Origin of the sequence: Pseudomonas sp. W22_MBD1_FP4 (assembly GCF_052113765.1) — a bacterium.
Taxonomy (GTDB): Bacteria; Pseudomonadota; Gammaproteobacteria; order Pseudomonadales; family Pseudomonadaceae; genus Aquipseudomonas; species Aquipseudomonas sivasensis.
This window is the reverse complement of record NZ_JBGQOI010000015.1, coordinates 73623-87528: the sequence shown is the minus strand read 5'-3', so window position 1 is coordinate 87528 and position 13906 is coordinate 73623. Positions and strand designations below refer to the sequence as shown.

General features: G+C 60.7%; 12 protein-coding genes. 8 read left to right on the top strand and 4 right to left on the bottom strand.

Annotated features, from left to right (window positions below):
* Window positions 1–48 precede the first annotated feature (48 nt).
* Entirely contained in the window at window positions 49–495 is a 447-nt protein-coding gene (locus tag ACEN2T_RS19600; RefSeq protein WP_032884510.1) for a response regulator, read from the bottom strand.
* 246 nt (window positions 496–741) lie between these two features.
* Between ACEN2T_RS19600 and ACEN2T_RS19595 the strand changes: the two genes are divergently transcribed.
* The 8 genes from ACEN2T_RS19595 to ACEN2T_RS19560 all read left to right on the top strand — a co-directional run bounded on the left by ACEN2T_RS19595 (window position 742) and on the right by ACEN2T_RS19560 (window position 10007).
* Window positions 742–2664 (top strand): putative nucleotidyltransferase substrate binding domain-containing protein, encoded by a 1923-nt coding sequence (locus tag ACEN2T_RS19595; protein ID WP_442117353.1) that lies wholly within the window; start codon window positions 742–744, stop codon window positions 2662–2664.
* Window positions 2661–3368 (top strand): 3'-5' exonuclease, encoded by a 708-nt coding sequence (locus tag ACEN2T_RS19590; protein WP_122756320.1) that lies wholly within the window; start codon window positions 2661–2663, stop codon window positions 3366–3368. The genes ACEN2T_RS19595 and ACEN2T_RS19590 overlap by 4 nt, the downstream gene beginning before the upstream one ends.
* A gap of 395 nt (window positions 3369–3763) precedes the next feature.
* Complete coding sequence (locus ACEN2T_RS19585; RefSeq protein WP_032883939.1) at window positions 3764–4282, top strand: RNA polymerase sigma factor; 519 nt, start codon at window positions 3764–3766, stop codon at window positions 4280–4282.
* Window positions 4279–5247 (top strand): FecR domain-containing protein, encoded by a 969-nt coding sequence (locus ACEN2T_RS19580; protein WP_442117337.1) that lies wholly within the window; start codon window positions 4279–4281, stop codon window positions 5245–5247. Before ACEN2T_RS19585 ends, ACEN2T_RS19580 begins: the two co-directional genes overlap by 4 nt.
* A gap of 157 nt (window positions 5248–5404) precedes the next feature.
* Window positions 5405–7843, top strand: a complete 2439-nt coding sequence (locus ACEN2T_RS19575; RefSeq protein ID WP_442117336.1) for a TonB-dependent siderophore receptor — start codon at window positions 5405–5407, stop codon at window positions 7841–7843.
* 64 nt (window positions 7844–7907) lie between these two features.
* Window positions 7908–9011: a PepSY-associated TM helix domain-containing protein gene (locus tag ACEN2T_RS19570; protein ID WP_442117335.1), complete on the top strand. Its 1104-nt coding sequence runs from the start codon at window positions 7908–7910 to the stop codon at window positions 9009–9011.
* Window positions 9008–9190, top strand: coding sequence for a hypothetical protein (locus tag ACEN2T_RS19565; RefSeq protein WP_095185067.1), 183 nt, complete (start codon window positions 9008–9010; stop codon window positions 9188–9190). Before ACEN2T_RS19570 ends, ACEN2T_RS19565 begins: the two co-directional genes overlap by 4 nt.
* A 187-nt stretch (window positions 9191–9377) precedes the next feature.
* Window positions 9378–10007, top strand: a complete 630-nt coding sequence (locus ACEN2T_RS19560) for a glutathione S-transferase (RefSeq protein WP_442117334.1) — start codon at window positions 9378–9380, stop codon at window positions 10005–10007.
* Between the two features lie 364 nt (window positions 10008–10371).
* On the opposite strand, the gene creD is transcribed toward ACEN2T_RS19560, so the two are convergent.
* From creD to creB, 3 genes are read right to left on the bottom strand one after another with little or no spacing between them, the layout of a single operon-like run.
* Entirely contained in the window at window positions 10372–11745 is a 1374-nt protein-coding gene (creD, locus tag ACEN2T_RS19555) for a cell envelope integrity protein CreD (protein WP_099601655.1), read from the bottom strand.
* A 51-nt stretch (window positions 11746–11796) separates the two neighbouring features.
* The gene (gene creC / locus ACEN2T_RS19550; RefSeq protein WP_032883957.1) at window positions 11797–13236 is read right to left on the bottom strand and encodes a two-component system sensor histidine kinase CreC; all 1440 of its coding nucleotides are present in this window, start codon (window positions 13234–13236) and stop codon (window positions 11797–11799) included.
* A complete protein-coding gene (creB, locus tag ACEN2T_RS19545) occupies window positions 13236–13904 on the bottom strand; it encodes a two-component system response regulator CreB (RefSeq protein WP_032883959.1) in 669 nt (222 codons plus the stop codon). The genes creC and creB overlap by 1 nt, the downstream gene beginning before the upstream one ends.
* Window positions 13905–13906 lie beyond the last annotated feature (2 nt).

The window sequence follows — 13906 nt, the reverse complement described above, 5'->3', positions numbered from 1 at the left end:
GTGGGACGGGGCTTGCTCCCGATGAAGCCCGTGCAGATACCGCAAAAATCAGGAAGCCATCCCCAACTCGCGCTTGACCAGTTTCGCTAACTTCACGCTGTCGATCGGCTTGAGCAAAAAGTCCACCACACTCAAATGCATCGCATCGATCACATCCGGCGCTTCGGCGTCCCCCGACATGATGATGATCGGCAGCGCCGCGCGGGTGGATTCGCGCACTTGGCGGATCAACTCCAGGCCATTGCTCGGTGCCATGCGCAAGTCGGTGATCAGCAAACCGATGGAGCTGCTGGATTTCAACAAATTCCACGCTGCCTCACCACTCTCGGCAGTCATGCAGCGAATACCGTCCAGAGCAAGGATCTCCGCCAGCAGTTCTCGCGCATCCTTGTCGTCATCGACAATCAGCACGCGTTGCGGCGGTAAATCAGGCTCCAGCATCACGGCGCTCAGGGCCTCGCGCTCGGCATCACTCAAAATATCGTGGTCGGACATACGGTTCTCAACAATTTTCATCAATCTCCCAGCACACTCGTCAGACATCTGCGGAAGGGCGATCAATGTGCACTTCGTCGGAAAGTTTGACTAGTGGGTGTTCCACGGGGTTTGGACGATATTCATGTAAGGTTTTTCCCTAGCTCTACGCTGTTTTCATCGACCTAGACTTACGTCCAATGGGCACCTATCGCGTAGGAGTCGACCATGCAGGACGATAACGACAAAAAAACTGCGGTCACTGTTATGAGTAAAGCTGATGCTTTCACGCAGGCGGGTAAAACCGCCGTGTTGCAGAACATCCACGGCACTTTGCAATTCCTGCAACGTTTCCCGCCATTCAATCAAATGGAAAATGCGCACCTGGCATTTCTGGTTGAACAGTGTCAATTACGTTTCTTCGGCCCTGGCGAGAGCATTCTCAAGCCGTCGGGCGGGCCGGTGGAGCACTTCTACATCGTCAAACAAGGCCGCGTCGTGGGCGAACGACCGGACTCGGCAGAAACCACCTTCGAAATCACCACTGGCGAGTGCTTCCCCCTTGCTGCGCTTTTAGGTGAAAGAGCCACGCGCACCGAGCATAAAGCCGCCGAAGACACCTTCTGCCTGCAACTGAACAAGCCCGCCTTTATCAAACTGTTTGCCCTCTCCAGCCCGTTTCGCGACTTTGCCCTGCGCGGCGTCAGCAGCCTGCTGGATCAGGTCAACCAGCAAGTGCAGCAAAAAGCCGTGGAAACCCTAGGCACGCAGTATTCGCTCAATACCCGTCTGGGCGAATTGGCCATGCGCCACCCGGTAATGTGCAGCCCGGACACGCCACTGCGCGAAGCGGTGACGCTGATGCACGAGCAACAGGTGGGCAGCATTGTGATCGTCGACGTCCATCAGTCGCCCCTGGGGATTTTTACCCTGCGCGACCTGCGCCAAGTGGTCGCCGACGGCACCAGCGATTTCAGCCAGGCGATCGACAGTCACATGACCCAGGCGCCGTTTTTCCTGACCCCGGACCACAGCGCATTCGACGCCGCCATCGCCATGACCGAACGGCATATCGCCCATGTGTGCCTGGTCAAGGACCAGCGCCTGTGTGGCGTGGTATCCGAACGCGATCTGTTTTCCCTGCAACGGGTCGATCTGGTGCACCTGGCCCGCACCATCCGCAATGCGCCCCGGGTGGAGAACCTGGTGGCGATTCGCGGCGAGATTGGCCAGTTGGTCGAGCGAATGCTCGCCCATGGCGCGTCATCCACCCAGATCACTCACATCATTACCCTGCTCAACGATCACACGGTGTGTCGAGTAATCGAGTTGACCCTCGCCGAAAAAGGCGACCCCGGCGTGCCGTTCAGTTGGTTGTGTTTCGGCAGCGAAGGCCGCCGCGAGCAGACGCTGTACACCGACCAGGACAACGGCATTCTGTTCGAGGCCAAGGACGCGGTGGAGGTCGCCGAGATTCGCGGTCGGTTGCTGCCCCTGGCGCAGCAGATCAACCAGAGCCTGGCGCTGTGCGGGTTCAGCCTGTGCAAGGGCAATATCATGGCTGGCAACCCCGAGCTGTGCCTATCGCGGGCGGAATGGGCGCGGCGGTTTGCGGCGTTTATTCGTGAAGCAACGCCGGAGAACCTATTGGGTTCGAGCATCTATTTTGATCTGCGGGTGGTGTGGGGCGATGAACAGGGGGGCGATTTTTTGCGCCAAAACGTCCTGGATCAGGTCGCAGATAACCGGCTGTTTCAACGCATGCTTGCCGAGAACGCCTTGCGCCAACGGCCACCTGTAGGACGTTTCCGCGAATTCGTGCTGACACGTAAAAGCGGTGAAAAAGCCACGCTCGACCTCAAGGTGCAGGGCCTCACACCGTTTGTCGACGGCGCGCGCCTGCTGGCGCTGGCCAATGGCATCCACGCCAACAACACCCTGGAGCGTCTGCGCCAGTTGGTGGCCAAGGAAGTCATCGAGCCGCTGGACGGCGCCGCGTATGAAGAGGCGTACCACTTTATCCAGCAAACCCGCATGCAGCAGCACCAGTTACAGACCCGCGAGAACCAGCCGTATTCCAACCGCGTCGACCCCGATAGCCTCAACCACCTGGACCGGCGCATTCTGCGCGAATCCCTGCGCCAGGCCCAACGCCTGCAAAGCAGCCTGACGTTGCGGTATCAACTGTGAGTTTATTCGACTGGTTACGTGCGAAAAAACCTGGCCTTGATGCCGCGCAACAACGGCGCCTGGTGCAACTGTCCAAGCCCGCGGCATTGGGCGATAACCCACTGCGTACCCAACGCTGGGTGGTGGTAGATCTGGAAACCAGCGGCCTGAATCTCAACCGTGACCAAGTGCTGTCCATCGGCGCGGTGGTGATCGAAGACGGCGCGGTGGACTTTTCACAGCTGTTCGAACGCACCCTGCAGCGCGCCGAAACAAAGCTCAGCCCCAGCGTGTTGATCCATGGTCTGGGGCCCAGCGCCATCGCCGCTGGCAGTGATCCGGTGGAAGCGCTGCTGGACTTCATGGCATTTGTCGGCGACAGCCCATTGCTGGCCTTCCATGCACCGTTCGACCAGCACATGCTCGGCCGCGCACTCAAGGACAGCCTGGGTTATCGCCTGGCGCATCCGTTTCTGGATGTGGCCGACATCGCCCCACTGCTGTGCCCCGAGGCGCCTATCCGCGAAGCCGGACTGGACGACTGGATAAACCATTTCAAACTGCACGTGGGCGAACGCCATCACGCCAGCGCCGACGCCCTGGCCACGGCGGAGCTGATGCTTATCTTGTTCAGTCGTGCGCGACAACAGCAGATCGACTCCCCGAAGGCGCTTCAGGAGCGCTTGAGCCAATGGAAACGGCGCAAGCAAGCGCCCTCTTTCTAACCAATTAAATAAATGACCTTTAGGTGAAAGGGTTTTCATTGTGGTGAGCGGGCTTGCCCCGCGCTGGGCTGCGGAGCAGCCCCAATCCAGGCACCGTGTTTCTTCAGTCATAACCCATTGGCAGGTGTTAGGGCCGCTTCGCAGCCCAGCGCGGGGCAAGCCCGCTCACCACAGAAAATCTAGTCACCACAGAAAGCCCCCTCACAACAGAAAACCTGCTCACCACAGAAATCCTGCTCACCACAAAGAGCCCGTCTCACCAGGCAACGCTCATCTACCAATGAGATGTCATTAAGCCTTCAACCCGACGGACGCCAATTGCGCCCATCCCACGCCTCTGACACAATCGCGAATAATTCTCGTTAGTTTAAACCCCTTGTTTATTCGGTGATGCCTTGTCGTCGGTCCAGAACCCACACAGTGAGCTTGTTGGCGCGTTGTATCGCGACCATCGTGGCTGGCTGTTGGCCTGGCTGAGGCGCAATGTGGCCTGCCCGAGTCGCGCCGAAGACCTGAGTCAGGACACCTTCATGCGCCTGCTGGGCCGTGACGAGCTGCGCGCCCCCCGCGAGCCACGGGCATTTCTGGTGGCGATCGCCAAAGGCTTGCTGTTCGACTACTTCCGGCGCGCCGCCTTGGAACAGGCCTATCTCGCCGAATTAATGCTAGTCCCGGAAAGCGAACACCCTTCTGCGGAAGAACAGCAACTTATCCTGGAAGACCTCAAGGCCATCGACCGCCTGCTCGGCAAGCTGTCGAGCAAGGCCCGCGCCGCGTTCCTCTATAACCGCCTCGACGGCCTGGGCCACGCGGAAATCGCCCAGCGCCTCGGCGTGTCAGTACCCCGTGTGCGCCAGTACCTGGCCCAGGGCATTCGCCAGTGCTACATCGCGTTGTATGGCGAACCGTTGTGAGTGCCATCAGCTCAAAACCGGTCTCGGCCCGTGTGCTGGATGCGGCGATTGCCTGGCAGCTGTCCCTGGATTCCGGCGACGGCAGCGCGGTGGAACGTGAAGAGTTCAGCAAATGGTTGGCCAGTAATGAAGAACACGCTCGCGCCTGGCGCCAGTTGGGGATGCTCGACCAGCGCTTTGGCGTAGCCTCGGGCCCGGCGCGGGCGGCGTTGTTGCAATCGCGTGAAGGTATTCGCCAACGGGTGCGCAAGCTCGGTACTGGCCTGGCGAGTATCGCGCTGGTGTGCGGTTTGGCGTTGTTTGCCGGCGAGCGTTATGTGCCGATCCACTATTGGCTGGCCGACCAACGCACCGCCACCGGCGAACAGCGCACGCTGAAACTCGCGGACGGCACGCAAATCAACCTCAATACCCACAGCGCCATCGACGTACGCTTTGATGAAAAACGCCGGCTGATCGTGTTGCAGGAAGGCGAAATCCTCGTCGAGACCGGCCACAACGACGCGCGCCCGTTCTACGTGCAAACCCGCGACGGCAGCCTGCGGGCACTGGGCACGCGGTTTATCGTCAGGCGCGAAGACGACGCCACGCGGTTGAGCGTCTTGCAATCGGCAGTCGCGGCGCAGCCGCAAGCATTGCATCAAGAACAGATTTTCAAGGAAGGCCAGCAAGTGCTGATGCGTGGCGACGGCCTCGGCCCAGCACTGGCCGTCACCCCTGCCACCGACGCCTGGACCCGCGGCATGCTGGTGGTCGACAACGCCCGCCTGGGCGATGTGGTGGAAGAGCTCAGCCGCTACCGCACCGGCTACTTGGGTGTGGATAAAAGCGTGGCTGACCTGCGCATCACTGGCAGCTTCCCGCTGCACGACACCACCCTTGCGCTCAACGCTCTGCTGCCGACCCTGCCGGTGCGGATCGAGCAGCACACGCCGTGGTGGGTAACGGTCACGGGTAAGCCTTAGGGTCTGGGGTGGCTGGGCTATCGCTATCGACGATTCGACTTGCCCCCGATGAGGCCCTCACACCCACCGCAAAAATATTTCGATCCTGCCCTATCACTTCTCGATTCTCGTTCGGCACATAGGCAATTGCGAATTACTTCCATTCAGGAGCCGCCCCATGTCCCGCACGCTAGACACCTTGTTGCGCCCCAGCCTGTTAGCCGTGGCCATAGCCCTCAGCGCCCCGCTGGCCAGCCCTTCACTGTTTGCAGCCGAACAAGCGTCCAGCGTGCGCGCCTACAACCTGCCGGCTGCACCGCTGGCCACCACCCTGAACCAAATCGCCAGCCAGGCCGGCCTCGCGCTGACCCTCAACCCGTCGCTGGCCGCCGGCAAGACCTCGGCGCCGGTCCAGGGCCAGTTCGATGCACAAGGTGCACTGCGCGAGGCGTTGCGTGGGACTGGGTTGCAATTGGAACAGGGTGGTGCGGGGACGTTTACCTTGGTGGCGATTCCTGAGGGGGTTGTGGCGTTGCCAGAGACCAGCATCACCGGACAGGGCAGTTATGAAAGCGCATGGGGGCCGGTGGATGGTTATGTCGCCACCCGCACAGCGGCTGGCACCAAGACCGATACTCCTATCGCCGAGTTGCCTCGCTCGGTCACGGTGATCACTCGCCAGCAAATGGAAGACCGCTCCGTTCTCAACCTTAACGATGCACTGCGTTACACCGCTGGCGTGCAGAGCAGTGGCTACGGATCAGACTCGCGCAGTGACTGGCTGCTGGTACGCGGGTTTGTCCCAACCCAATTCCTTGACGGTCTGCCATTGCCCAAAGGCAACTACGCCACGCCGAAGATTGACACCTGGAACCTGGAACGCATCGCAGTCCTCCGAGGTCCGGCCTCGTCGGTCTACGGGCAAACCCCACCCGGCGGTTTGCTGGATATGGTCAGTCGCCGCCCCCAGGCCGAAAGCTCGAACGAAATTGAAGTTCAGGCAGGCAGCAATAACCACAAACAGATCAACTTCGATAGCACCGGCAAGATCGACGATGAAGGACAGTTCCTCTACCGCGTAAGCGGCGTGGTGCGCGACAGCAACACCGCCGTCGACCACATCCCGGACAAGCGCTACAACGTCGCACCCAGCCTGACGTGGAATATCAACGACGACACCAGGTTCACGCTGCTGACCCAGTTCACCCGCGACGATACGGGTATCACCGGGCAGTTCCTGCCACTGCAAGGCACCAAGTTGAGTTCACCGGCCGGCAAGATTTCCCACCACAAAAACCTTGGCGATCCGGACTGGGAATTCTATGACCGCACTTACTACGCGCTGGGTTACGCGTTCGAGACGCGCCTGAACGACACCTGGCAGTTCCACCAAAACCTGCGTTACACCAAGAATGACCTGTCCTTCCAGGGCATTACCGCCGGTGGCGCGTTCTTTCCAAATGGGCCTGAAGTTGCGGTTGATGCCGATGGCAACGTGAGTCGTTCCGCTGGCAAGGTCGATGAAAACATCGGCCAATTCGCCGTCGACAACAACTTCCAGGCAGACTTCAAGACCGGCGCAATCAATCACACCCTGCTGCTGGGTCTCGACCACCAGCGCTCCGACAGCGATGCGCGCTGGTTGTGGGGATCGGCGGGCGTGCCGACCATCAACTTCAACCGTCCGGTGTATGGGCAGGACTTCTCGAAAGTCACCTACTTCACCATGTATGACTACAACCAGAAGACCCAGCAGACCGGCCTCTACCTTCAAGACCAAATGGCCCTCGACAACTGGCGCCTGACCCTCGGCGGGCGTGAAGACTGGGTCCATACCGGCACCACGTTTCATAACCTCAACGACGCAACCAATACTCAGCGTGACAAACATTTCAGCGGTAACGCGGCGCTGAGCTATGTCTTCGACAACGGCATCACTCCGTACCTGTCCTACGCTGAATCATTCCAGGCCGGCTCGGGTACACAAGTAGCCAGCACCGGAGCATTTAAGCCCACCGAAGGCAAGCAATATGAAGCCGGTATCAAATACCAGCCTCCCGGCACCAAAGCATTATTCACCGCTGCAGTGTTCGACCTGACACAACAAAACACCTCGGTCACCGAAGGCAGCATCACTCGCCAAGTCGGTGAGGTACGGGTTCGAGGCCTTGAACTGGAAGCCAGTGCCGACGTCACCGAAAGCCTCAAGCTCGTAGGTTCCTACACCTATAACGACAGTGAAATCACCGAAGGGGTTGCGGCAGAAAAAGGCAATCGCCTGAACCAGTTGCCTCGCAACCAAGCCACAGGCTGGGCCGACTACACCTGGCACAGCGGCATGCTGGACGGGTTCGGCGTGGGTGCAGGTGTGCGCTACGTCGGCGACACCTACGGCAATGCTGCCAACACCGACCTCGGTCATGTGGGGTCCTACACCGTATATGACGCCTCCGTGCACTACGATCTGGGCCGCGTAAACAGTTCTATGAAAGGTGTGACGGTGGCGGTCGACGCCAAGAACATCTTCAACAAGGATTACCTGTCGACCTGCGACGGCTTCTACTGCTACTACGGCGACCAGCGTAACGTGGTCGCCAGCGTGAACTACAAATTTTAAGATGGTGAAAAACCGCTGATGAAGGGCCGCCTGAACTGCGGCCCTTTTGCCTTTTGGAGCCGTGATGAAAAGCAAAACCATCCGCCGCTGGTCCTTCATCCACACTTGGACCAGCCTGATCTGCACCGTATTCCTCCTGCTGCTCGCCCTCACCGGCCTGCCACTGGTGTTTCACCATGAGATCGACCATCTGCTGGGCAACGAGCCCACACTGGCGCAGATGCCTGCCGATACGCCGCAGCTCAACCTTGAGCAACTGGTCGCCAAGGCGCAGGCCCATCGCCCCGGTGAAGCCATGCAATACCTGGCGTGGGACGAGGACGACAAGAACGGTGTGATCGCGATCATGGCCGCCACTGCGGGCACTGAGCCCAATTCGTCCCACACCTTTATGCTCGACGCGCGCACCGGCGAGTCGGTGGAGATGCCTTCGGCCAATGGCGGTTTCACGCTGTTCCTGCTGCGTCTGCATGTGGACATGTTCGCCGGGCTGCCGGGCAAGTTGCTGCTGGCGTTCATGGGCGTGTTGTTTGTGCTGGCGATCATCTCCGGCACAGTGTTGTACCTGCCGTTTATGCGCCGATTGAAGTTCGCCACTGTGCGCCAGGACAAATCCACCCGCCTGCGCTGGCTGGATCTGCACAACCTGATCGGCGTGGTCACCCTGACCTGGGCGCTGGTGGTGGGCGTGACCGGCGTGATCAGCGCCTGCGCCGACCTGATCATCGCCGCGTGGCGTCAGGACAGCCTCAACGCGATGATCGAACCGTACAAGAATGCCCCGCCGCTGACCCAGCGTGCCCCAGCAACGGAACTGCTGACCATCGCCGCCAAGGCCGCCCCTGGTATGCAGCCGGATTTTATCGCCTTTCCTGGTACACGCTTTTCCAGCGAGCATCATTACGCGGTGTTCATGAAAGGCAGCACCCACCTGACCTCGCACCTGCTCACGCCGGTGCTGATCGACGCGAGCACCCTGGCCGTCACCGCCGTTGCCGAACGGCCGTGGTACATGGACGCCATGGGCATGTCCCAGCCGCTGCACTTCGGTGACTACGGCGGCATGCCGATGAAAATCCTGTGGGCGGTGCTGGATGTGTTGACCATCGTTGTGCTGCTCAGCGGGATTTATCTGTGGATCGTCCGGCGCAAGGCGGGCAAGGCATGAAGCCAAGACAGTCGAGTTTCTGGAAGGTATTTGGCATCCCGCTGGGGATTGGCCTGCTCAGCGCCGCCGGGTTGTTTGCGGCGTTGCTGGGTGATGGTCCGTGGGATTCGTTGAGTTGGGTGGGGTTGGGGATACCGGCCGCCATTGGCATGTGGGCGTTGTTCAAGCGGCGTGGCTGAGGGCGCTATCGGGGCCAAGCCCCTCCCACAGGTGTTCCGTGGTCGTCATGACAACTCGGTCAACCGTGGGAGGGGCGGTGCGACGATTCGACTTGCCCCGATGAGGCCCTCAAAAACACCCGCACTCCCCCTCGCCAGCCACCGCGCAACCCTCTAGGCTAGCCACAGTCAATTTTGAGGTTTGCCCATGGCCACTCCCAGCATGACCTTGTTCCATAACCCCGCGTCACCGTTCGTTCGTAAGGTCCGCGTGCTGCTGATCGAAACCGGCCAGCAGGATCGCGTGGCCCTGCAAGGGTGCATGCCGACCCCGGTCAGCCCGGACGCGCAGGTGGTGCAAGGCAACCCCGTGGGTAAGATCCCGGCCCTGCGCCTGGCGGACGGCAGCGCGTTGCACGACAGTCGGGTGATCCTTGATTACCTCGACCACCAGCATGTGGGCAACCCACTTATCCCCCGCGACGGCTCGGCCCGCTGGCGCCGCCTGACCCTGGCCTCGATGGCCGACGGCATCATGGATGCCGCCGTGCTGGTGCGTTATGAATCGACCCTGCGTCCGGTGGAGAAACATTGGGCGCCTTGGCTCGACGAGCAGCGCAACAAGATCCGCCGCGCCCTCGCCGAGCTGGAACAGGATGCCATCGCCGAGCTGACCAGCCACTTTGACATTGCTTCGATCAGCGTGGCCTGCGCCCTGGGCTACCTCGACTTCCGTCATCCGGACATGCAGTGGCGCGTCGACAACCCTAAGCTTGCCGGCTGGTACGCCGAAGTCAGCCAGCGACCTTCGATGCTGGAGACCCAGCCGCCGGTCTAGCAAACCGCTCAGCTTTCCTGTGGTGAGTGGACGGTCTGTGGTAGTGGGCTATCCGTGGTGAGCGGGCTGTCTGTGGTAGTGGGCTTGCCCCGCGCTGGGCTGCGAAGCGGCCCCAAAACCTGCCAATCGGGTATTGCTGAAAAAACGCGGTGTCTGGATTAGGGCTGCTTCGCAGCCCAGCGCGGGGCAAGCCCGCTCACCACAGACAACCCGTTCACCCCAAAAAATCCACTCACCACAGACCGCTCACTCTCCACAGCCCGCCCGCTCACCACGCAAACCTCACTCACCACAACAGCGGAAAACAGCGCGTTAATTTTCTCCACCAACTGCGACCGCTCTTGCCGATCCTCTCGTAACCCACTCATTGCACCGCCTCCAGATCAAACGCCAACGGCTCGACCACCTTGCGCTTGCCCACGCCGTACCAATCCAGTTTGCGCGTCAGCACCATCACCGTTCCCAGCAGGCCGAACAACAGCAGCGAGCCCATCAGCAGCGCGTAATCCTCGGCGCTCAACAGCCCGTATAACAAGCCGTACAACGCCGCCAACCCCGCCGAAAACCCCAGGCCGTGGGCGACGCTGCGCAGCACATGGCACACATAAAAGCCGATCAACATCACACAGGCACTCGCCGAGATCAGGTACGCCAGGGCAAAACCCAAGTGCTCGGACAACGACAACAGCAGCAGGTAGAAGAACGCCAGCGCCACACCCACCAAGGCGTATTGAATCGGGTGCACTGCCAGGCTCTTGAGCACTTCGAAGAGGAAGAAGCCGGCAAAGGTCAGGGCGATGAACAGCAGCGCGTATTTGATCGCACGGTCGCTCTTGAGGTACTGGTCCACCGGATCGATGAAGTTCACGCCGAAGCTGCGGCTGTTGAAGTCCTCACAGCTGTTTTCGGACAAGCAGCCACGCAGGGCTTCTTCGAGGTTGGTGGAGAAGAACGAAGTCTGCCAGTTGGCGGTGAAGCCCTGGTCGGTGACCTCACGCTGAGCCGGCAGGAAGTTGCCGATAAAGCTCGGGTGTGGCCAGTTGGACGCGAGTGAGACCTGGCTGGTCTTGCCCACCGGCACCACTTGCAGTTGCTCGGTGCCCTGCAGGCGCAGGTCAAAGGCGAAGTCCATGGCGGCCGGTTTCTTGTTGTCCTGCGCCGGCAGTTCGACGTGTACACCTTCACCCAACCAACCGACCTGACTGCCCGGCGAGAACTCCAGGCGCTGGCTGCCCAGCTCCAGTTTCAGCGCGTTTTCGATACCGCGAATATCGCTGATGCCCACCGCCAGAAACGCCGGCTCAAAGCGGTAATCGGCATAGTTCTCGGTGATGCCCCATTGCTCCGGCAGCACAAAACGCCCGCTGATGCGATTGTCGGCGTGGAACAGCCGAGCTTGGTAAATGCCCCGTGCGCGCAGTTCTGTCTGCACCTTGCCGTCGAGTTCAAAACGCTCCGGAAGGAAATACAAACGACCACGCACTTCACGGGTTTCTTCGTAGCGCTTGTTGAGCTTTTCATTGAGCTTCCACTCACGCACGGTCTTGCGATACGGCACCACCATCACCGGGCCGGTGAGGCGTTGGGCGTAGCTGGAGCTGCGTGCGATGTCCATCAGTACGCCGTCGCGCAGTTGCTGGCGGTCGCTGATGATGCCGTTGATCATCAGCAACGGAATCAGCAACAGCAGGATCAGCAGCGCAATCGCGCCAAGTTTGAAAAGCAGGCTGCGGTTCATGGGTCTCTCCCTGTTTTGATGGAGAGAGAGTGGGCCGCGCATGTGGGGGATTTATGTGGGCAATGTGGAGACTGTGTGGAGATGCAGTTCTACGCGCACGCCGCCGGGGACGTTACCGATCTGCAATGCGCCGCCGTGAAGCTTCATCACTTCCTCGACAAAGTTGAGGCCCAGCCCCGTGCTTTTGCGTCCGCTGGCCGGGCGTGGCAGGGAATAAAAACGTTCGCTCAGGCGCGGCAACGCGTAGTCGGGAATCGGTGCGGCCTGGTTGAACAGGCTCACCTGCACATCGTTATGGTGCGTCTGTGCAGCGAATGCCAACAGGCCGCCAGGGGGGGTGAAATCCAAGGCGTTCTCCAGCAGATTTCCCAGTGCCTGGCGAAGGAGGAAGGGCTCGCCGAACACCTTCACATCCGCCGCAATCGTCTGCTCCACTTGCAAGCCGGCGCCTTCGATCCGCGCACATTGGGCCTTGAGCACGTCGTCGACCAAGGCTGCCAGCGGGATACTCACCTGCTCTTCCAGGCCTTGGCGTTGTTCCACTTGCGCCAGGTTCAGCAAACGCTCGATCAACTGCTGCAGGCGTGCGCTTTCACTGTCGATATTGCCGACAAAACGCTGCTGCTGCTCGCGGGTCATATCACCCTGCAACAGCTCTGCCGCGCCACGAATCGCCGCCAATGGGCTTTTCAATTCATGGGTCAGGGTGTGCACGTAATGCTCGACGTAGGCCTTGCCCTCCAGTTGCGTGCGCATGTGCTCCACGGCAGTGGATAACTGCTTCAACTCGCCGCCACGGTAGTGAGGCAACTCGGCGCGCCGGCCTTCGCTGACCGCCTCGGCATAGGCCGTCAGCCGTCGCAGCGCGACGCTCAACCACCACGACAACAGTGCGCCCAACAGCAGGCCCAGGATGACTAATCCGGCGCCGTACCACAGCAGGCGCCGCTCAGTGCGATCCACATAAGGCTGCAATGAACTGTTGGGCTTGGCCACGGTGACCACGCCGATGATCTGGCCGTTGTCGCGGATCGGTGCACCTACGTGCATCACTGATGAAGTGGCGTCATCCGGTTGGCTGCGGGTGGAGCGGGCGCCGTATTCGCCGCGCAGCGTCAGGTAAACATCGTTCCATTTGGAGTAGTCCTGGCCCACCGCTTCGCCTGTGGAGTCGAGCAACACGATGCCTTTGGCGTCGGTGACATAGATGCGGTGGTTGACCTGGTTTTTCGGCAGGCCCCAGATGGTCGCGCCCGGCTGACGGTTCCCGTAGGCCTTGAGCAATTCCTGCCAGTGGCTTTGGCCGAGGGTGCGGTTTTTGACGTCATCGCGCAGGATCTCGGCCAACAGGTTGGCGGTGTCCACCAGGGTTTCCTCGGTGGACTGGCGCACGCCGGGACGGATTTCCTTCATCACCGTGCTGAGCACGAAGTAACCGGTGAGGCCGATAAACAGCGCGTACACCAGGAAAATCCGCAGTCCCAGGCGCATCAGCTGTTGCTCGGGCTGTAGCTGTAGCCCAGGCCGCGATGGGTCTGGATCGGTTCGGCGTCCGCCGCGACGCTACGCAGTTTGCTGCGCAGGCTTTTGATATGGCTGTCGATATTGCGCTCGTAGCCGGCATCCGCCGGTACGCCTACGGCATCCAGCAATTGCTCGCGGCTGAACACCCGCTCGGGTTGTTCAAGCAGGCTCTGCAGCAGGCGGAATTCATGGCGCGTGAGGCTCAGGGGCTGGCCCCGATAGGTGATCTGCATGCGTTCCAGGTCCACCTGGAACACCGCCGGTGCAACGCCGGGGCCGACCCGCTTGAGAATCGCCCTGACCCGCGCCGCCACTTCCCGTGGGCTGAACGGCTTGACCACATAATCGTCGGCGCCGATTTCCAGCCCCACTACCCGGTCGATCTCAGCATCGCGCGCGCTGAGGAACATCACCGGCACTTCGGTGAAACGGCGCAATTGCTTGCAGGTTTCAAAACCGCTGATGTCGGGCAGGCCGATGTCGAGGATGATCAAGTCGGCGGGCGTCTGCCGCTGATGGGCCAATGCCTCCTGGCCGAGACTCAGCCAGGTGGTGGTAAAGCCCTCGCCTTGCAGGGCGAATATCAGCGTGTCGGCTATCGCCGCTTCGTCTTCGACAATCAGGATGTGGGGCATGG

Coding starts and splice junctions, on each gene's coding strand:
- ACEN2T_RS19600 (WP_032884510.1), bottom strand. CDS start 495: ATGTCCGACCACGATATTTTGAGTGATGCCGAGCGCGAGGCCCTGAGC.
- ACEN2T_RS19595 (WP_442117353.1), top strand. CDS start 742: ATGAGTAAAGCTGATGCTTTCACGCAGGCGGGTAAAACCGCCGTGTTG.
- ACEN2T_RS19575 (WP_442117336.1), top strand. CDS start 5,405: ATGTCCCGCACGCTAGACACCTTGTTGCGCCCCAGCCTGTTAGCCGTG.
- ACEN2T_RS19570 (WP_442117335.1), top strand. CDS start 7,908: ATGAAAAGCAAAACCATCCGCCGCTGGTCCTTCATCCACACTTGGACC.
- ACEN2T_RS19565 (WP_095185067.1), top strand. CDS start 9,008: ATGAAGCCAAGACAGTCGAGTTTCTGGAAGGTATTTGGCATCCCGCTG.
- ACEN2T_RS19560 (WP_442117334.1), top strand. CDS start 9,378: ATGGCCACTCCCAGCATGACCTTGTTCCATAACCCCGCGTCACCGTTC.
- creD (WP_099601655.1), bottom strand. CDS start 11,745: ATGAACCGCAGCCTGCTTTTCAAACTTGGCGCGATTGCGCTGCTGATC.
- creC (WP_032883957.1), bottom strand. CDS start 13,236: ATGCGCCTGGGACTGCGGATTTTCCTGGTGTACGCGCTGTTTATCGGC.
- creB (WP_032883959.1), bottom strand. CDS start 13,904: ATGCCCCACATCCTGATTGTCGAAGACGAAGCGGCGATAGCCGACACG.